General features: G+C 44.7%; 13 protein-coding genes and 2 pseudogenes. 7 read left to right on the top strand and 8 right to left on the bottom strand.

Annotated features, from left to right (window positions below):
- Positions 1-136: 136 nt before the first annotated feature.
- A complete protein-coding gene (locus MMG03_RS12535; RefSeq protein ID WP_083538295.1) occupies positions 137-541 on the top strand; it encodes a hypothetical protein in 405 nt (134 codons plus the stop codon).
- Between the two features lie 56 nt (positions 542-597).
- Here the strand turns inward: MMG03_RS12535 and MMG03_RS12530 are convergent, their stop codons facing one another.
- Positions 598-1386, bottom strand: a complete 789-nt coding sequence (locus MMG03_RS12530; protein WP_249506423.1) for a hypothetical protein — start codon at positions 1384-1386, stop codon at positions 598-600.
- Positions 1387-1395: 9 nt separating this feature from the next.
- Positions 1396-2808 (bottom strand): hypothetical protein, encoded by a 1413-nt coding sequence (locus tag MMG03_RS12525; RefSeq protein WP_249506422.1) that lies wholly within the window; start codon positions 2806-2808, stop codon positions 1396-1398.
- A 267-nt stretch (positions 2809-3075) separates the two neighbouring features.
- Here MMG03_RS12525 and MMG03_RS12520 point away from each other — a divergent pair, with 267 nt between their 5' ends.
- Together MMG03_RS12520 and MMG03_RS12515 are read left to right on the top strand one after the other, a co-directional pair.
- Positions 3076-8793, top strand: a complete 5718-nt coding sequence (locus tag MMG03_RS12520) for an InlB B-repeat-containing protein (protein WP_249506421.1) — start codon at positions 3076-3078, stop codon at positions 8791-8793.
- A gap of 40 nt (positions 8794-8833) precedes the next feature.
- Positions 8834-10429 (top strand): DEAD/DEAH box helicase, encoded by a 1596-nt coding sequence (locus MMG03_RS12515; RefSeq protein WP_249506420.1) that lies wholly within the window; start codon positions 8834-8836, stop codon positions 10427-10429.
- A 217-nt stretch (positions 10430-10646) separates the two neighbouring features.
- Here MMG03_RS12515 and MMG03_RS12510 read toward each other — a convergent pair whose 3' ends face one another.
- Both MMG03_RS12510 and MMG03_RS16165 read right to left on the bottom strand, forming a co-directional pair.
- A complete protein-coding gene (locus MMG03_RS12510; protein WP_346348720.1) occupies positions 10647-11054 on the bottom strand; it encodes an Acyl-CoA dehydrogenase C-terminal domain-containing protein in 408 nt (135 codons plus the stop codon).
- Positions 11040-11201 (bottom strand): annotated as a pseudogene (locus MMG03_RS16165) (acyl-CoA dehydrogenase family protein); the annotation flags it as partial. The gene MMG03_RS12510 and the pseudogene MMG03_RS16165, both read right to left, overlap by 15 nt.
- Before the next feature lie 586 nt (positions 11202-11787).
- Between MMG03_RS16165 and MMG03_RS12505 the strand changes: the two are divergent.
- The 4 genes from MMG03_RS12505 to MMG03_RS12490 all read left to right on the top strand — a co-directional run bounded on the left by MMG03_RS12505 (position 11788) and on the right by MMG03_RS12490 (position 16038).
- Positions 11788-12108 carry a hypothetical protein gene (locus MMG03_RS12505; RefSeq protein ID WP_139259093.1) on the top strand — a complete coding sequence of 107 codons (321 nt, stop codon included), beginning with the start codon at positions 11788-11790 and terminating at the stop codon, positions 12106-12108.
- A gap of 17 nt (positions 12109-12125) precedes the next feature.
- A complete protein-coding gene (locus MMG03_RS12500; RefSeq protein ID WP_158535534.1) occupies positions 12126-13802 on the top strand; it encodes an FISUMP domain-containing protein in 1677 nt (558 codons plus the stop codon).
- Complete coding sequence (locus tag MMG03_RS12495) at positions 13802-14323, top strand: hypothetical protein (RefSeq protein WP_112132653.1); 522 nt, start codon at positions 13802-13804, stop codon at positions 14321-14323. The genes MMG03_RS12500 and MMG03_RS12495 overlap by 1 nt, the downstream gene beginning before the upstream one ends.
- A gap of 95 nt (positions 14324-14418) precedes the next feature.
- Positions 14419-16038, top strand: a complete 1620-nt coding sequence (locus tag MMG03_RS12490) for an FISUMP domain-containing protein (protein ID WP_249506418.1) — start codon at positions 14419-14421, stop codon at positions 16036-16038.
- 134 nt (positions 16039-16172) lie between these two features.
- Here the strand turns inward: MMG03_RS12490 and MMG03_RS12485 are convergent, their stop codons facing one another.
- The 4 genes and pseudogenes from MMG03_RS12485 to MMG03_RS16325 form a co-directional block, all read right to left on the bottom strand.
- Positions 16173-16973 carry a nucleotidyl transferase AbiEii/AbiGii toxin family protein gene (locus tag MMG03_RS12485; protein WP_249506417.1) on the bottom strand — a complete coding sequence of 267 codons (801 nt, stop codon included), beginning with the start codon at positions 16971-16973 and terminating at the stop codon, positions 16173-16175.
- A complete protein-coding gene (locus MMG03_RS12480; RefSeq protein ID WP_073283448.1) occupies positions 16973-17515 on the bottom strand; it encodes a hypothetical protein in 543 nt (180 codons plus the stop codon). Before MMG03_RS12480 ends, MMG03_RS12485 begins: the two co-directional genes overlap by 1 nt.
- 186 nt (positions 17516-17701) lie before the next feature.
- Positions 17702-18037, bottom strand: a complete 336-nt coding sequence (locus tag MMG03_RS12475; RefSeq protein WP_406600064.1) for an Acyl-CoA dehydrogenase C-terminal domain-containing protein — start codon at positions 18035-18037, stop codon at positions 17702-17704.
- A gap of 30 nt (positions 18038-18067) precedes the next feature.
- Positions 18068-18148: pseudogene (locus MMG03_RS16325) on the bottom strand (acyl-CoA dehydrogenase family protein); the annotation flags it as partial.
- Between the last annotated feature and the right edge of the window lie 61 nt (positions 18149-18209).

The following is an 18209-nucleotide window of genomic DNA, read 5'->3' as shown; positions in this document are numbered from 1 at the left end:
TAGCTAAAAAGTCCCCGATCAATCGGGGATTTTTTATACAAATTGCGATTTGTTTATGCTATTTGTATAAAGTCCGTTCGGTCTCAAGATTTTTTGTTTAAATTGAAAATAAAGAACTTCAAAAAAGGAATGAATTATGGCTGTAAAAAAGTCCGCTGCTAAATCTGCTCCCAAGAAAGCTCCTGCAAAAACTGCAGCAAAGAAAGTTGCCGCAAAGCCCGCAGCAAAGAAGGCTTCTCCGAAGGCTGCTGCAAAGCCTGCTGCAGCTGAAGAATCCGAAGGCTTTGACATTGAACTGAATGCAAACCCGGCCATGGGTGCCATTGTTGTCGAAGCTCTCAAGAGCGAATACTTCGAAAATGCCGCCGACGAAATGGAAGCTTTCTTCTCCAAGGAAGAAGTGAGCGATGTGGATGTTCAGTCCCTGCTGTTCAAGGTGTTTATCCAGGGAACTATCGCTGGTGCCGCTATTGCCGCTGACGAAGCCCAGAAAGGCTTTGAAGACGTCAATAAACTGCTGAAGAAACTGTCCAAGAAGTAACTGCTCAAAGTAACTAAAAAAGGCATTCCGTTTTATCGCGGAATGCCTTTTTGCTTTTAGTAAAGTTTTGCTTCCCAGGTTATGGCGTAATCGTCGTTATCTTCGTCATCTAGGAACGTTTCCGTATCCTTGATGTATCCGATATCCTTTGCTGACATGCATCGGCCAGAACTGACGATTTCGTCTTCTTCGTCATCGCCTGTCTGGCTGATAACGACGGGGCAAATCCTGATTTCGTCAATGCCGCGGACAACCGAAATGGGGTCAAAGGAAGTCGTATCGCGCCATTTCTTTTCTTCAAGTTCTAGGGGTAGCACTCCCGTTGAAAGGGTGTTCGCCTTGACGCTGTCGCTGTACAGTTCAACCTTGAAACGAACCGTCGGGTTGCTGGCCTTGTCAGACTTCTGCTTAAAGGACTTCAGCGTAATGGTGATGTTCTTGTTTTCCTGCAGGTAGTAGACTTCCACAACGGTATCCTTGGGTGTCACGTTGCTAGTATCTTGCGGCGTGACGTTGCCCGTAGTGTCCTTTGAACCATCGTCGTAGGTGTATTCGCCCTTGTCGTTGTAGTACGGATTGGAAATCTGCGGACAGTCGTAGGAACCGAATTTCTTGTAGAAATTGGAGCAGCGTTCCTTGCTGTAGGTTGCCAGGCAGTTATACAGATCTACGCGGCCCAAGTTGGCTTCCAGGGAATCCAGGAGACCTTTTTTAGGACCCTTGTGTTCGCTAAGAATTTCATTTTCGGCCTCGATAACACTTGTTTCGCTACAGGCGGAAAAAATAACGGCGGTAGATGCAATTGCAGATGCTACAAGAAGTTTTTTGATAAAATTAAATCTCATAATTCCTCCTTACTTTAGACTCAAATCCACCATTACGCGCCATGAGGGCATGCCACCATGGTTAATGGCGTGGAATCTATGATTGTCTTTGGTGGAACCAGCAGCGAGGAGTACCTGGTATTCGACAGAGATGTATTTGCAGTCGATGCCTGCACCGGCCCAACTGCTGAACTCCCAGTCGTCTGCGTAGAAATTACCTTCAACAGTGTAGTTTTCGTAGGCCGGATAAAGTCCTTTACTTTCAAGAACGGCCAGGTCTTTCTTCAGTTCCTTGGACGGATGCTTTACGGTATATTCGCGAGTTGTATTGATCTGGTCGAAAATGGACTTTGTGATATCCCCTGCAAGGCTGAGGAAAATGAACGTTGTGTGGCCGGTGTGAGCTCCGAGTTTCAGTGTAAGAGGAGCGTCAACGGCGATGTCATGATAGTCTACGGTAAGCTTGTTGTTGACGTCAAATTGGGTTTCCTTGTATGTGATTCCGTCCTTGATTTCGTCATTCTTTGTGAATCTTGCATAACGGTATATGGCGCCAAGGCGTCCCTGCAAGGCAAAGAAACTGGTAAAGTAGTATCGATAGAAAAGATATACGCCAAAGTTTCCGTCCCAGTCGCTGTTTTCTTCGAGATTGCCCAAACGCTTGTCCTTGGCTCTTCCTCCGATAAAGGAAAGACCGAAGTTGTAGGTGATCGAGGCGATGCTGTCTCTGATGGCGTTCTGGGTGCTGTCGTATTCCGCGACGCTCTTCTTCTTGCGCATGGCCTTGAAGCGGTTGGCGTAAGTCTTCTTTTCGGTGAGAGTCTCGTCTTCAACCTTGTTTGCTGTGTCTGCAACTGCTGCAGTGGTCGCCTGTGTCGAGGTGCCTCTCAGGATAAATGTCTGCTGACCGGGCTTCGTGTTCAGTACCGCCGGATTAACTGCAGTTGCCTTGGCTGCCGGCTGTGCTGATGCTTGTGTTGCGGGCTGTGCAGCCGGTTGAGGGGCGGGCTGTGCTGCGGGCTTGGCCTCAGGTTGCGGAGTCGGTTCTGCAACAGGTTGAAGTGCGGATTCTGCCGGGGGAGTGGGAGCTTGTTCCGGTGCGGCACTGGACTGCACTTCCTCAAATGCACTTTCAAGGTCAGACTGTTCTTCCTGCGGAACTTCGGCCTCGGCGGTCTGTTCTTCGGCGTTATCTTCAACGGCTTCTGTAGAAGATTCTGCTGCGGATTCTTCTTCAGCAGTCTCGACAGCCTGTTCTGCCTGTTCTTTTTTCTTTTTCTTCTTCTTGGATTTCTTTGCCTTTTTGGCACTCTTTGATGTCTTGGACTTTGCCTGTAGAACCTTCTGTGTCTTCTCCACAGATGTTGCCGGCATAGATGGCGCAGCCAAGACGACCGCAGCCATGAAGGCCAAGAATGTCAGTATTTTTCGAATTAAAGCCATTTGAAAAAACTCCCGAGATAAGCAAAAACTACCACTAAACTTACGCAATGTTGGCTTGTCGTGCAAATGTTTTTTCGAGAAAATGTCCTTTTTCCCGCATTTTATCCCTTATTTTTGATGAATTTGACTCGTTTATTCCAAATTGGAGTGCTTCTTGGGTGTCATTGGTCACATATAATGGGTGGCTGCTCCCTATTTTGGGGGTAAATGCTTATTTTTAACGTAAATGGAGGCGCTTTTTTTATGAAATCGCTTAATTGTGTTTTTTTGTCTGTTTTGTTTGTCCTGCTGTTGGTAGGTCAGTCTTTTGCTGCGCTTAAAGATACCACGGTCAGTAGTAAAACGTACAAGGTCATTGCAACGTGCGAAAACTTGGTGGAATTTTCCCGTTTGGTAAACACGGTTGTTTGCCCGTCTGGTTATGACTATGTGTATGGCGACAATAAATGCCAGAAAATAATAAAATCTGAGGCGTCCTTCCCCAATGCCGGGCTTAATGCGATTGTGACTGGTCCTATTGATATGACCTGTACCGAAAACTTTGAGCCGATGGGTTATGAAAATAGTGGTCGTCAGTATGTTGGTAATTTTAATGGCCAGGGATATCCTATCCGTAATTTGAAAATCGATAGTGATGATCAGAATGTGGCCCTGTTCGGTGTGATAACGACAGAAGCTGTGATTGAAAATGTGGTTCTTGAAAATGTGGAAATTAAGGCTACGGGTATACAGGAAAGAGGAGGAAGCCGCCCCATTAGTGTGGGTACTATTGTCGCATGGCAGGAAGATGGTACGGTCAGTGGATGTTATGCCTCCGGCTCTATTGTTACAGATGGTTTGGCTCAGAGTGTTGGTGGTATAACAGGCTATGCAACAGCTGGTACGATAAAGGATTGCTTGAGTTCTGTTGAAATTCATAACTTGAGTAACGCAAGCTTTGTGGGCGGTGTTGCAGGAACCCTTAGCAATGCAAAAATTGAACGTTGCGTGTATGGGGGCAATGGCGTTTACAATGCTGGCGATGGTACGTTGGGCGGCCTTGTGGGGCAGAAAAACGGGGGTACAGGATCGATTGCGAACAGCTACTATGACAATAAGACTGTTGATAAACCTGTCGGAAACGAAGATAACGGTTCCGGTAGCGGTGTAGGTCTTCCTGATGTAAATACGTCAGAAACCGTTGAAAATTTGAATGAAGGGTGTGGCGAAAAATGTATTTGGTCTAACGGATCGGACAATATCACCAATACCGGTATTTCCAACGATAATGTTGACAATACTGTGTACACGATCTATTTCGCTGCCGGTACAGGTTGTGCATTCCCGTCAGGTGCCATTACTTCCAAGGCTTTGAAGTTTGATAGTCCGATTACATCTACCGGTATTACGGAACCTGTTTGCGACGAGAAGAAGTTTCTCGGTTGGTCTTTGAATGCTTCTGCTACAAAACCGGATGAAAGTCTGGGCAAGGTGTTTGGCTCTAGCACGGTGTATGCCGTGTGGGAAGACTATGTAACCGTGACCTTCCATTCTAATGGTGGTAAGTTTGCTGGTGACAAGACTGAACTGGCTAAGAAAGTTGCCAAACAGTCTGTGATTGTCTCTTCTGATATTGAAATTCCCTCTAGAGCTCCTGAAGGCACCGGAGAAGATACGAAGTATTTCTCATTCAAGGGCTGGGCTTTGACAAGTGATGCTGTTGATGTTCAGAGCCTTGGTGCGGCTGAGGGTGATGTTAATGTTTATGCTGTTTGGGAAGAGACGAAGATAGTTTATTACTCCGTCATCTATGATGTGAATGGACATGGTGAAACTCCGGCTATTGATCGTGTGAAGGAACATTCAACGGCTTTTAGACCCGAAGATCCAATTGCTGATGGTTATAAGTTTGATGGTTGGTACACCTCTGCCGATGGCAAGGGCTTGCCTTATGATTTCGAAAAAACGGTTTTGAATGATTTGAAATTGTATGCAAAGTGGGTTCCCGTCAGCTACGCCATTCTTTATGAATTGGGTGAAAATGGCGTGAATAATATTGCTAATCCTGTGTCCTATACGATTGAATCTGCAAACATTATTTTGCAGATTCCGTCCAGGGATGGTTATGATTTTATTGGCTGGTATGACAATGCTGACTTTAATGGCGAAGCCATTAAGACGATTCTTACCGGTTCCTTTGGTGATAAGAAATTCTATGCAAAGTGGAGTGTGAAATCCTACTACGTCTACTATGCCGAAGGTACTGATGGCGTCGGTGAAGTTCCTGCCGCACAATTGGTGAATCACGGGGATTCCGTTAAGTTGGCTGGAAAAGTCTTCACGAGGAATGTCTACAAATGTGATAAGGATGGTAAAAATTGCTCTGTACAAACGACAGTCAATCAAATTGGTTGGTCTCTTTCTGATGGTGGTAAAAAGTTCTATGATCTTGAAAGCTACTATAAGGGAAATGCATCTGTTACGTTGTATCCTGCCTGGGATGAAAGCGCTTTGACGTTGTATGCCGTTACTTTCAAGATTGTTGGCGCTGCGTCGACTGAAGCTGCTGAATATCTGGAAGCTAGGTACCTAGATGTGTCTAGCGCTTCCGATGTGAATGTCAAGTATCCCACAATGTTGATTCATGATGGATATGAAATTACTAAAGTGTCTTCCAGTGATGTGACGTTAGATACGAAGACGACAAGTTTTGTGATGCCGAAGAAGAATGTTGTAGTGACAATCGATGTTGCTCCCAAGAAGTATAAATTGGCTTGGAATCTTGAAGGTGGCAGTGTTGCAACGGCAGGAACTGCAGCTGGTGAAGTTTCATATGGAACTTCCTTGGATGCTCCGGTTGTTGAAAAGGAACATTATACTTTCTCTGGTTGGAATCCGAGTGTCCCGGAAACGATGCCTGCAGAAAATGTTTCCTATACGGCTGTGTGGACCGAGAAAACGATTGATGTGACGGTTAATCTCGGAGGAAATAAGATTACGGTCACTGTAAGTGAAGATGCTTCAAAGGATGAAATTGAAGAAAAGATTAACGAACTGCTCCGTGATCCGAATTCTGACTTGAAGGTTCCCGAAAAACCTTCCGATGATGATTTCGTTTATGAATTCAATGGTCATTGGAAGGAAGATGGTGGCGAATATGTTCCCGAATACGATGCCATTTCTCGTGAAGACCAGAATATTCATGTTGTAGTGGGTGGTTCTCAAGTTGATGTTACCGTCAGAAAGGATGATTCTAAGGAAACCGTTAATCAGAAAATTAACGATGCTGTGAAGGATGACGGAATTGTAGTTCCCGCCAAGGATGGCGATGGTTATAAGTTCAATGGCGAATGGGAACAGGATAAGGACGGTAATTATGTTCCTGTTTATGATGTTGTAACAATCAAGGTGGTTGTTGCTGGTAAGGAAATCGATATTGATATCAAGAAGGGTGATAGCGCCGATGACATCAGCGATAAGATTAATGATGCTTTAGCTGAGGCCGCCAAGACTGATCCTGCCGTTGTTGTTCCTGCCAAGGATGAAGCTGGTCGTGATTTCAACGGCAAGTGGGAAGACGCCGATGGCGACGACAAGTACACTCCGGTGTATGTTGTACCTGATGACAGCAAGGTCATTGAAGTTGTTGTTGGCAAGGATACCATCGAAGTTGTTGTTCCCAAGGATGCTTCTGACGAAGAAGTTGAACAGAAGATTAGCGAAGTCGTAACCAAGCCTGTCGTTGGCGACAAGGATGAAGATGGCTACCAGTTCAATGGCGAATGGGAACAGAATAAGGATGGCGCTTACGAACCCGTCTACGAAAAGACTGTCCAGGCTGAAGTTGCTGGCAAGGATATTCCTGTTGATATCAAGAAGGGCGATAGCGCCGATGACATCAGCGATAAGATTAATGATGCTTTAGCTGAGGCTGCCAAGACTGATCCTGCCGTTGTTGTTCCTGCCAAGGATGAAGCTGGTCGTGATTTCAACGGCAAGTGGGAAGACGCCGATGGCGACGACAAGTACACTCCGGTGTATGTTGTACCTGATGACAGCAAGGTCATTGAAGTTGTTGTTGGCAAGGATACCATTGAAGTTGTTGTTCCCAAGGATGCTTCTGACGAAGAAGTTGAACAGAAGATTAACGAAGTCGTGACCAAGCCTGTCGTTGGCGACAAGGATGAAGACGGCTACCAGTTCAATGGCGAATGGGAACAGGACAAGGATGGCAATTACGAACCTGTCTATGAAAAGACTGTCCAGGCTGAAGTTGCAGGCAAGGACATCCCCGTTGACATCAAGAAGGGTGATAGCGCCGATGACATCAGCGATAAGATTAATGACGCTGTAGCTGAGGTCGCCAAGACTGATCCTGCCGTTGTTGTTCCTGCCAAGGATGAAGCTGGTCGTGATTTCAACGGCAAGTGGGAAGACGCCGATGGCGACGACAAGTACACTCCGGTGTATGTTGTACCTGATGACAGCAAGGTCATTGAAGTTGTTGTTGGCAAGGATACCATCGAAGTTGTTGTTCCCAAGGATGCTTCTGACGAAGAAGTTGAACAGAAGATTGAAGAAGTCGTAACCAAGCCTGTCGTTGGCGACAAGGATGAAGATGGCTTCCAGTTCAATGGCGAATGGGAACAGAATAAGGATGGCGCTTACGAACCTGTCTACGAAAAGACTGTCCAGGCTGAAGTTGCTGGCAAGGACATCCCCGTTGACATCAAGAAGGGCGATAGCGCCGATGACATCAGCGATAAGATTAATGACGCTGTAGCTGAGGCAGCCAAGACTGATCCTACCGTTGTTGTTCCTGCCAAGGATGAAGCTGGTCGTGATTTCAACGGCAAGTGGGAAGACGCCGATGGCGACGACAAGTACACTCCGGTGTATGTTGTACCTGATGACAGCAAGGTCATTGAAGTTGTTGTTGGCAAGGATACCATCGAAGTTGTTGTTCCCAAGGATGCTTCTGACGAAGAAATTAAGCAGAAGATTGAAGAAACCTTGAATAATCATGATCCCAAGATTGAAGTTCCTGAATCTGAAGATGGTTTCGAATTCAATGGCGAATGGAAGAAGGATGATGATGGCAATTATGTTCCTGTTTACGAAAAGGAGATTGTCGTAGTCATTGGAAACACTACTATCAGCGTTGTTATCGACAGGGATGATTCTGATGATGATGTCAATCAGAAGATTAACGATGCTGTGGCCGAAATTTCCAAGAAGGATTCTAGCATTGTCGTTCCTGTCGTTGGCGACAAGGATTCTGTTGGTAATGAATTTGATGGTAAGTGGGAAAAAGATGAATACGGCAATTATGTGCCTGTTTATTCAAAGGCATACAAGATTGTCTATGTGATGCCTTCAAATGCGGTTCTTTCCAGCGACGTTTCAAAGTACGTTCTTGGTAAAGGTGTGCAGCTCCCGTCTGCTTCCATCAAGGATGATGAATCCTGGAAGTTTATGGGTTGGTATGAAACTGAGGATTACGCTGGTCTCAGGGTAAAGTTTGTCGGTGCCGAAGCCAAGGGCCGAAAGACTTTCTATGCCCTGTTCCAGAAGACTGTCCATTATAAGGCTGGCGATGTATCCGGAAAAATGGAAGTGGTGTTCAACTACGACGTAGAAAATTCGGATGAGGTCGTTCAGCGTGCCTTGATGGGTGTTGCTCCCGAAGGCTACACCAAGAAGGGTGTGGACTACGTCTTTGACAAGTGGGTTCTTTCTGACGGTGTGTATGTGGCCAAGTTTGTGGATGCTTCCACTGGCATGAAGAACATTGCTGTGGCACGTCACTTTGGTGTCTCTGTTAGCGGTCGCACTCTGAACATTGTTGGCGCTAAGCAGGGCGACAAGATGCTCGTTGTTGATATGAAGGGCAAGATTGTGGCCCAGGACAGAATCAGCGGTGTAAACCACATTGTTGAACTGACTTCCGCAGGGAACTATTTGGTTCGCGTCAATGGAGTTTCTACTCGTGTGATGGTGCGATAAGATATAGGTTGGACTTCAAATTTCTACATTTGACTTTAATATGAAATTTGAAGAACTTCCTTTGGCAAATCCGCTGCAGCGTGCTGTTCGCACTGTAGGCTACGAAACCCCCACTCCCATTCAGGAACAGTCCATCCCCAGTTTGCTGGAGGGTAAGGACCTGCTGGGTATCGCCCAGACGGGAACGGGCAAAACCGCAGCCTTTGCGCTCCCTATTCTGCAGCGCTTACTGGACTCTGGTAAGTTCCGTCAGCCTAAAACTTGTCGCGCCCTGATTTTGCTGCCCACTCGTGAATTGGCAATTCAGGTGGAGGAATGCTTTAAGCAGTATGCCCAGTATACTGCTATTTCTACTGCCTGCATTTTCGGTGGCGTTAGCGATGTGAAGCAGAAGAACGTTCTTGTTCGCGGTGTAGATGTTCTGGTGGCAACTCCGGGCCGCTTACTGGATTTGATTGGCCAACATGCCGTGACCCTCAAGAATGTGGAATTTTTCGTTTTGGATGAAGCAGACCGTATGCTGGATATGGGCTTCATTCACGACATTCGCAAGGTGGTGGGCATGCTTCCGGGCAAGCGTCAGAACTTGTTCTTCAGCGCCACCATGCCTAAGGAAATTTCTGACCTGGCTGCAACGATCCTCAGTGCAAATCCGGTTCGTGTGGAAGTGGCTCCCCAGAGCACTCCCATTGAACGAATTCGCCAGGAACTGTACCGCATTGATAAGCGTCGCAAGGGTGCCCTGTTGAAGGAACTTCTTGCTTCTCACGAAGAGATGAAGAAGGTGCTGGTGTTTACCCGCACCAAGCATGGCGCAGATAAAATTGTACGCGTGCTGGAAAAGGCTGGTGTCAAGTGCGCCGCCATTCACGGCAACAAGAGCCAGAATCGTCGTCAGGAAGCTCTTGGCAATTTCAAGGATGAACGTATCCGCGTGCTGGTGGCAACAGATATTGCTGCTCGCGGTATTGATGTGGATGATGTGACCCACGTCTTCAATTATGACCTGCCCAACGAACCGGAAACTTTTGTGCATCGCATTGGCCGTACGGCTCGCGCTGGCAAGGAAGGCGTCGCCATTTCTTTCTGCGCTCCCGATGAAGAACAGGATCTGCGTGCCATTGAAAAGCTGACCAAGGTGAAGGTTCCCGAAGGTGACAAGGCTATTTACGAAAAGTTGCCTGAACAGCAGAAGGAAACTCCTGAAAGCGAAATGCGTAATGCTCGCGGACGTTTACCTCGTGGTCAGAAGGGCGACCGTCGCGAAGAAAATCGCGGCGAAGGCCAACAGCCCGCAAAGTTCGACTGGCGTAAGCACCAGGCCGACAAGCGTAACGCCCGCGCTGCAGAACAGTCCCGCGAAAATGGTGAACAGCCTCGTCAGTCTCGAGAAGAGCGCCGTGGCAATCGTGCGGAAAAATTCGGTCGCAAGCCGGAACAGGTTCGAGGCGCCTCCAACCCGCAGAACCGTCCCGGTTCTCAAAATGGTTCCGTTCCGCAGAATGGTTTCGAAGGCGACAACCTGAACCGCCGTACCATCGGCAAGAATCGCCCCGGCTCCCGTGCCCGTAAGCGTATGCGTGAGGCTGCCGCTGCCAGTGCCGCCGCCCAGGCACTCCTAAGTAAAGTGAAGTAGCGCTGTTAATCAACTCATTCTACCTAAAATAGATGAACTATTTTGGGCAGCTTGTTATGAAACCGTATTCATCATCAAGATGCAAAAAAGGCCCCGACTCATTCGAGTCGAGGTCTTTTAAGTTTTGCTGGATACTTCATTTCGTCGCTTTCGCGACTTCATTCAGGATGACGTGCTGAACCGCGCGGCGCTATGTCCGCGTAATCCCAATCAGCGATTAAGCCTTCTTATAATCAGCGATCTGTTCTGCAGTCAGGTTCATGATGAAGTTGGAGTGCTTCATCACTTCTGCTTCAGCGAGGTTCAGGTAGACCTTGGCGCTCTTGCCGAACAGTTCTGCGTTTGCAGAAGCGTCGCGGATGAGGAGCTGAGCCATGACGCAGTTACCGGCCATTTCGTACAGGCGGCGGCTGCAGAGGTCCAGGAACTCGTTGTTTTCAGCGGCCTTGACGTAGTCGATGGCTGCCTTGAACTTGTCGTCCATAGCCTTTGCGCGGGCCTTGAGTGCTTCAAATTCCGGTGCAACAGCGGCTGCTTCCAGTTCGTCGAGCATGGAAGTGTAGGTGCCGGTGGTGATGTGCGGAAGGGCTGCAACAACCTGGAGCTGGGTAGTACCTTCGTAGATGGAGGTAATACGAGCGTCGCGGTAGAGGCGCTGGCAAGCGTATTCCAGCATGTAGCCGGAACCGCCGTGAACCTGGATGCTGTCGTAGCTGTTGATGTTTGAGTATTCGGCATTCATGCCCTTGGTGAGCTTATGATGGTGGGGGGAGGTTTCCCCCTCGCTGCAGCCCCGGCCCCGCCCTTACAATCATTCCCTACGGGAATAAAGTTCCGAAACCCACCCGGCCGGGTCTTCCGCTACCCCCTCTGCGGAGCTCAGTCGCCGCCCCGCAATGCCCTGCTTGTCCGTATTCTTGAGATTATCATATTGTCTGAAAAACGTTTTTTGAAACGTTTTGGTCCAGGTTCCCAAAAAAAGAATGCATTTGTAAACTTTTTGTGCGAAAACTACTTTTTTAATTTATTTTTGTGGAAAATAGAGTTTTGCTCTTGTTCTCTAAACGAAATCTCGACCATTTCCTTAGACGAGAATAAGGCGAACGCTCACGCAAGCATACCGCTTTTTGCTGTATGTTTCAGTTTGTCGTGCCGGCTTTTTAAGCGGGTCTTTGGTCGTATGACCATGGGCAACAGCCCTTTTGGGGCGTGGGTCGTTTGTGTTTGTCGTCTAAAGGCTGTCGAGAGCCTCGTTTAGGCAAATGCATCGACCTGCGTCCTTTTTTATTTCCTGAAAATTGATGTGGCTCTTTGATGAATGAGGGTGAACTTCATAGGTGTATACAATGGAGGTTTCTGTGGCTGAAGAAAAAAAAGAAATCGAAAATTTACGAGAGAAAATTCGTCAAACATTTCAGGATGTTGCGAATGAAAAGGGGTATGGTTTTGACGATAGTCGTAAGTCTTTCAGTATTTATTCGAAACGGTGGCATTCTGTAGAGTTTAGGTTTCAATGGATAAAAAATCACTATGTCGTAAAGTTTGTTGGTTACGATTCCGAGGGGAAATGGAAAGCTAGTCAAGCTATTGTTTCCATTTGGACTTATGCAGATGCAATTGAATTTCTGGCAGCATTCAAAATTCTTTTTGACATGCCTGCAAAACGAAAGATTAAATGAATTTCAAAGGAGAATATATGATGAATAAAATAATTTCAATTTGTTCTTTGTCTTTTGTTGCTTTTACATTTGCAGAAGTTGTTTCTGCTCCGAATTTAGATGATCCAAGAGATGGTAAAACATATAAAACTATTCGGATAGAGAATCAAGTTTGGATGGCGGAAAATTTGAACTTTGATACTCACAATAGTTTCTGTTATCATAATGATGACAAAGAGTGTGCGAAACTAGGCCGGTTTTATACATGGCGTGCAGCTTTAAATGCATGTCCACAAGGATGGAGATTGCCGTCGCGTAGTGATTGGATGACTCTTAAAACACTTGTAAAAAATGAGGATAGGTTATATTTGTGGGATGATGATGTTCCCGAAATAGGTTATCAGGTATCCGCTCCAAATTTTAATGCTTACACAGTTGGATTTAGGGATCCTTATGGAAATTTCGATAAGGAAGGGATATCGTATTATTGGACATCGTCAAAAGAATCGAGTGATGATCAGGGTAACGCCTTGTGTACCACAATAGATGACTTAGATCCTCAAAAAACAAAATGTGCAAAATCTCGTTATTTTGGAATGACAGTTCGTTGCATTCAAGGAGAAGAATCATCTCCAACAAGTAAAGAAAAGTACTCTGTGATACAAGGTAAATTTGTAGACAGCAGAGACAAAAAAGAATACAAAACTGTACAAATAAATCAACAAACATGGCTTGCGGAGAACCTAAACTTTGAAACAAAAAATAGTTATTGTCACAATAATGATCCTTTGGAGTGTGAGAAATATGGCAGGCTATATAAGTGGGAAGATGCCGAAAAGGCATGCCCTGCTGGGTGGCATCTTCCTTCTCGTTATGAAATAAAACGGTTGCTTTGGGCTGTTGGAGATGATAGCGGTGAAAAATTGAAGAGTAGAAGTGGGTGGGAGAGTAATAATGGATGGGATGAACTAGGTTTTAATGTGCTTCCTGTTGGTAATGCTCAATTATCTGAGAATAAAATTGACCGATTTGATCCGAATGGACATGCTGTTGCATTTTGGACATCTACACATAATGAAAAATACTATTATAAATGGTTCTTTTTCAATGATAACTGGGTAAGCAGACTTGATGAAACCCAGGCGGATTGGGTTGCTGAACCAATTCGTTGTATGAAAAACTATGAAATTGATGCTGTTGCTGTAGGAACCTTTAAAGATAAACGTGATAAAAAGGTGTATAAAACAGTGACCATAGGAAATCAAAAATGGATGGCTGAAAATTTGGCGTATAACGAAAAAGGAAGTTCTTGCTATGCAAACGATAAAAGAAATTGTAAGGAGTATGGAAGGCTTTATTCTTGGAATCAAATCAAAGATCTTTGTCCAATGGGTTGGCATATCCCATCAAAAGATGAGTGGAGAGTACTATTTGCTTATGTTGACAACAATGCTAGTATTTTGAAATCAAAAACTAATTGGCCTAAGAAAAATGGCTTGGATGAATTAGGGTTCAATGCTCTGCCTTCTGGTTCAACAGTAAAAAATGATTTTGGGAAATCGGCCTATTTTTGGACGACAGATTCAAGGAACGATAAAGCTGAAGCAATGGAATTGCTTGATTATTTGGATGTTGCTTCTTTTGGGAGGCACACATTTAATGATGGTTTATCAGTTCGTTGTCTTGCTGATTCAGAAAAAAAGGGGAATAATTAATGTCAGTGAAATTCACCATTCATGGTCCTATCCCTGTTCCCACTGCTCCAAAGAAAATTAAGGGAGGCTCGGTATCAATTTCTCAGTTGAAAGATGTTAATGCCGCATTATGGAGATCAGCACCTTTCTCTGAGTATGCTAATAAGAAAGGCTGCTATGTTTTTGCAAATGCCGTGACTCGGGGCTCTACTCCGATTTATGTTGGCAAGACGAATACTTCCTTCAAAGATGAATGTTTCTCGATACGCAAGAAAGCTATGCTCAACGACTTTCTTGCTTGTGCAACGAAAACAGGGCTGCAAATCTATTTTGTTGTGTTGAACAATCGGAAAAGTTGCCCAGAAGAAATAGATTCTTGCGAAACTTTGCTTATACAAAAGTGTAAGGACGCCAACAAAAATTTATTGAATGTAAGGAAACTATCAACAACATTTTCCATTGAAGGAATCCACGGAGACAAAAAGCCGGGAAAGCCAACAGAAGATGTTTCCAATTTCAAAAAATGTCTCAACATTAAATAAGATCTATTTCTAAAAAGGCTCCTGGAAGTTGCAACTTTGAACTCGCTTCCAGGGGCTTGTTTAACTAATTCTTTGGTGACTAAAGGGTGCTGAGTATGTTTGTAAAACGACTATTGGTGTCATTACTCTTTTGGGGTGTTACTTGTTCAATTGCAGGAACTCTTGTTGATAATCGCGATGGTAGGAAGTATAAAACCATTAAAATCGGAGAATACACGTGGATGGCAGAAAATCTTAAGTACAAGGCATCTCCATCCTACTGTTTTGGCGGTAAGGAAAGTAATTGCCAAAAGTTTGGTCGAATGTATCCGTGGCATACCGCAATGAAACTACCTGCAAAAAAAGCATATGATGACGAAAATGTTAATGATTATGTAAAGCGAATGCATCAGGGGATTTGCCCAAGTGGATGGCATGTTCCCACAGTTGCTGAATTTGATTCCCTTAGCGAATTTGCCTATAATGAAGGCGAACGTTTTGAAACTTCTAAAATGTTCGGATTGAAATATGGCGGTCAATTGATGATTCTTGGTGCCGAATATTATAGGGGGTATGTAGAGGATGACCCAACAGCGGCGGCGCGTTTTTTTAAAACAGGAAAAAGAGGAGAGTTCCCTCTAAGGTATCTATATAAGGATTTTAAACATATTGAGACGTTCTCTACCACAGAGGCTGAGGATGCCTCTGTAGTGTATTATTCTGCATATAGAGATCGGTATAATTTTGAAATAGGTCCGGTTCGTGTGTATCGAGGAGCCTCTGCAAATTATTTGCGCTGCGTGAAAAATTATAATGTTGATGAAAATGGTAACATGGTGCAAAACTGTGAGAAGGGATTTTTCTATCAGGATGGAGAATGTCGTAAGCCTTATGATTGTGATGAATTTGAATATGCTGTAGATAAGTGGACTTGTGCAGAACTTCCTGAAAATGCAAAGAAGAACAAGGGTGTGGGTTTTACTTGTAAAAAGGGATTTGACAAAGTAAAACTTTACGAAGATTATGATTGCATAAAACCCTATGACTGTGGTGAAGATGAGTTTTATGTCAGTAAATATGAATGTCAGGGGCTTCCCAAAAATGCTCGTCGAAAGAAGAATAAGAAGATCGGATTTGAATGCGATGATGGCTTTGACAAAGTCGAGATTAACGAAATCCCGTATTGCAGAAAGCCATATATTTGTGAAGATGCAGAATACTCTGTAGCACAATATGAATGTGCATCCTTGCCGAAAAATGCTCATCGACTTGACTCTATTGGATATGCATGTGATGACGGTTTTGATAATGTACAAATCGGAAATTTTAGATATTGCAGGAAACCTTATGACTGCAGTGAAAAAGAGTATTCAGTAAATCAATATGAGTGTGCGAATTTGCCTGCAAATTCTCACAAAAATGAATCGCAGGGATTTGACTGTGATGAGGGGTATTATAAGAAAAATCAAAAAGAATGTGAAAACTTGCCAGCGAATGCCCATAAAAATAATTTGCAGGGATTTGACTGTGAGGAAGGCTTTTATAAGAAGAATGGAAGTGAATGTATAATATTCCCGATGAATGCTCACGCAATTGGCTCTAATGAATTTGAATGCGATGAAGAATTTTTTAAGAAAGAAATTGGCGGAGAGGTTATTTGTCTGGAAGAAGGTTATGAGTGTGAATATGTGGGAGATGAGTGGGAGTGTACGCTGTCGCCGAGTTATGTAAAGTGACGTGAAAAAATGGGATTTACATGCGGTGAAAAAGTTATAAGGAAGAATGTCGTTTCAATTACCAGTAGAATAAAGAACTCGTGGAAAAGACCCCGGCATTTCTGCCGAGGTCTTTTCTCGTTCGCTCGATAAACTTACAGCGTACGCAAAAATTCAATTAGACCGTCACAAGCCATGTCGTCATCAATGTCGAGCCAATTCTTTTTTGAACGGACAACTTGTCTTCTAAAGTTTTTGTCTCCATAAACCTTTTCGATTCTCTTGATGACATCACTCGTTGAGTTTTCTTTCATTCCCGCATCGGAAAAGATGAATTCATTCATGCAGTTTCGCAATTTTTCTTTGTTGATGTTTCTGGATAGCCAGAACAAATCAAATACATCCTTGTAACGTGTAGAATGAATGCCGAACTTTAACGAGGAACGTAATTTCTCGGAGAACATCTGCTCCTTTGAATTTATTAAAAGGCTTACGCAATCATTTTGCAAAGCAATGTCGAAACAGAACTCTTCTTGCGAAATGTCAATGTGCTTATGAACTCCAATGTCGACTTTACTAGTTACTTCAAAGCCAAATGAATCGGATAATTTCAAGAACACCCGTTTGCCGTGGTAATCCTGTTGCTTCAAATCTTCCATCTGGCCTACCAAAGAAACAGATACGCCATCAATATTGTTCAATGTCTTGATAAATGATCTTATGGAATCTTCCTCGAGGGAGTAACGAATGAAATCAATGTCAATATCCTGCGTGGCTCGGCGGTTGTTGTGCGACAATTCTCTCATTACGACGCCACCTTTGACGGTTATACTTTCACTCAGGTGGCTTCGGCTTATTGCGTACAGAATGACATCTTGCCCTACTTTAGCAATGGCTTGTTCTTCTGCAAAGCCTTGGCTTACGCACTTCTGAATTTCTTCCTCAAGACTGATCATCAAAAAACCTCCAACCTAATCGCATTCATAATTTTCTTTGATCCCGGAAATTTAGGAACATTGTCCTCGAACCATTCCTCGTCAAGTTCAAAAATTTTATTCCTGTAGTTGCCCATGATTTCTTTGTAGTAGTCAAAAGGCAACTTGTTTGAACGACGTATTAGTTCGATTAGCAGTCGCTCTTTTGTGTGGATTTTTATTGAAACTCCGTTAACCTCTTTTTCTTCGACGCCGAGCATTAGAAGATTGTCTGGAAAAAAATACTGGTGTACTCTTTGGTCTCGGATTTTTGTGAAATCGCGATCGGTTCCTAAAGTGTAGTGTTCTGGAACGACGTCGGTTAAACCGTGATAATAAAATGCACTCTCCATAGTGAAGACTGCGTCTTTGTTTTTGAAGGCTACCAGGGCTAATTCCCGCCATGTGGAAGAGTCCGAATAAATCCCGTTTTCTACTTTAAACAACTTGCCGTTACGAAGCGCTTTCTCAAGAAAGTGGTTGGAACCGTAATTGGATATGCAATCTTCGTAACTGTAGAACATGTGAACCTTACCTGTGAGAAAATATACCTGATTTTATTATTTTTGTCAAGTAAACGTCCGCAAATTAAATTAGTTGCGGATATTTACTTAAGTATGCGGCGTACAAAAAAAGACCCCGGCATTTCTGCCGAGGTCTTTTAAGTTTTGCGAGATCCCCGCCTTCGCGGGGATGACTCCTAGACGTGATTATGCCTTCTTATAATCAGCGATCTGATCTGCAGTCAGGTTCATGATGAAGTTGGAGTGCTTCATCACTTCTGCTTCAGCAAGGTTCAGGTAGACCTTGGCGCTCTTGCCGAACAGTTCTGCGTTTGCAGAAGCGTCGCGGATGAGGAGCTGAGCCATGACGCAGTTACCGGCCATTTCGTACAGGCGGCGGCTGCAGAGGTCCAGGAACTCGTTGTTTTCAGCGGCCTTGACGTAGTCGATGGCTGCCTTGAACTTGTCGTCCATAGCCTTTGCGCGGGCCTTGAGGCTTTCGAATTCCGGTGCAACAGCGGCTGCTTCCAGTTCGTCGAGCATGGAAGTGTAGGTGCCGGTGGTGATGTGCGGAAGGGCTGCCACAACCTGGAGCTGGGTAGTACCTTCGTAGATGGAGGTAATACGGGCGTCGCGGTAGAGGCGCTGGCAAGCGTATTCCAGCATGTAGCCGGAACCGCCGTGAACCTGGATGCTGTCGTAGCTGTTGATGTTG

The organism is Fibrobacter sp. HC4, from assembly GCF_023373925.1.
Classification (GTDB): Bacteria; Fibrobacterota; Fibrobacteria; order Fibrobacterales; family Fibrobacteraceae; genus Fibrobacter.
This window is presented reverse-complemented; position numbering and strand designations above follow the sequence as displayed.

What these genes read in the sequence shown, in the direction of transcription:
- MMG03_RS12515 (WP_249506420.1), top strand. Translation starts at nt 8,834, where the DNA reads ATGAAATTTGAAGAACTTCCTTTGGCAAATCCGCTGCAGCGTGCTGTT.
- MMG03_RS12495 (WP_112132653.1), top strand. Translation starts at nt 13,802, where the DNA reads ATGTCAGTGAAATTCACCATTCATGGTCCTATCCCTGTTCCCACTGCT.
- MMG03_RS12500 (WP_158535534.1), top strand. Translation starts at nt 12,126, where the DNA reads ATGATGAATAAAATAATTTCAATTTGTTCTTTGTCTTTTGTTGCTTTT.
- MMG03_RS12535 (WP_083538295.1), top strand. Translation starts at nt 137, where the DNA reads ATGGCTGTAAAAAAGTCCGCTGCTAAATCTGCTCCCAAGAAAGCTCCT.
- MMG03_RS12475 (WP_406600064.1), bottom strand. Translation starts at nt 18,037, where the DNA reads ATGCTCGACGAACTGGAAGCAGCCGCTGTTGCACCGGAATTCGAAAGC.
- MMG03_RS12490 (WP_249506418.1), top strand. Translation starts at nt 14,419, where the DNA reads ATGTTTGTAAAACGACTATTGGTGTCATTACTCTTTTGGGGTGTTACT.
- MMG03_RS12480 (WP_073283448.1), bottom strand. Translation starts at nt 17,515, where the DNA reads ATGTTCTACAGTTACGAAGATTGCATATCCAATTACGGTTCCAACCAC.
- MMG03_RS12530 (WP_249506423.1), bottom strand. Translation starts at nt 1,386, where the DNA reads ATGAGATTTAATTTTATCAAAAAACTTCTTGTAGCATCTGCAATTGCA.
- MMG03_RS12485 (WP_249506417.1), bottom strand. Translation starts at nt 16,973, where the DNA reads ATGATCAGTCTTGAGGAAGAAATTCAGAAGTGCGTAAGCCAAGGCTTT.
- MMG03_RS12525 (WP_249506422.1), bottom strand. Translation starts at nt 2,808, where the DNA reads ATGGCTTTAATTCGAAAAATACTGACATTCTTGGCCTTCATGGCTGCG.